This is a genomic window from Massilia genomosp. 1 (genome assembly GCF_011682185.1).
Taxonomy (GTDB): Bacteria; Pseudomonadota; Gammaproteobacteria; order Burkholderiales; family Burkholderiaceae_D; genus Telluria_A; species Telluria_A rubra.
On sequence record NZ_WHJF01000348.1, the window covers coordinates 1 to 677 of the forward strand.

Consider the following 677-nt stretch of genomic DNA (forward strand, 5'->3'; position numbering starts at 1 on the left):
TGGCCCGAGCGAATGGGCAAGTTCCTCTGCCAAACCAACGCGCTGTGCGAGGCGGTCCGACAAAAAGGCATGGTACTGAGCGGCGCCGACGTCGCCGCCTTCGGCACGCTTTACGATCAGATATTGCGCGACGGCGAACAGCGCAATCCCGAAGCGCTCAAGCCATCGGGCAAGCGCGGGCGCGTCAAGCAGTCGGTCGCCTTCAACCTGTTGCGCCGCATGCGCGAGCATGCCGATGCCGTCTTGCGCTTTGTTCATGACCCCGCCGTGCCCTTCACAAACAACACCGGGGAACAGAGCGTGCGGATGCCAAAAGTGAAGCAAAAAATCTCCGGCTGCTTCCGCACACTCGAAGGCGCCCGGCACTTCTGCGTTATCCGCACCTGCCTTGCCACACTACACAAGCAAGGTCACGGGATGCTCGACGCGATGCGCCGCGCATTTGCTGGCAACCCCATCGTCCCGGCCGCTTGCTCACCCTGAACGGCGAACAGTAAGCGCCCCACCTCATGTCGGCGACGACCTGCGTCGCCACATCGCAAACATCAAATTTACTCGCTGTCGTCCCCGGGCTTGGCCGGCGGCGTCTTGTTCGCTTCGCCTGCCAAAAACCGTGGGCGATCAGGGCGCCAATGCGCCGATTCTGCGGCATCGAGCTTAGCGTGCTCTGCGCGCAC

The 677-nt window shown here is 62.8% G+C and carries 1 protein-coding gene; it reads left to right on the forward strand.

Annotated elements, in window-relative coordinates:
• Positions 1-483, forward strand: a 483-nt coding sequence (locus tag F1735_RS34010) for an IS66 family transposase (protein ID WP_222853189.1), incomplete at its 5' end; no start/stop codon positions are given.
• Positions 484-677: the final 194 nt, after the last annotated feature.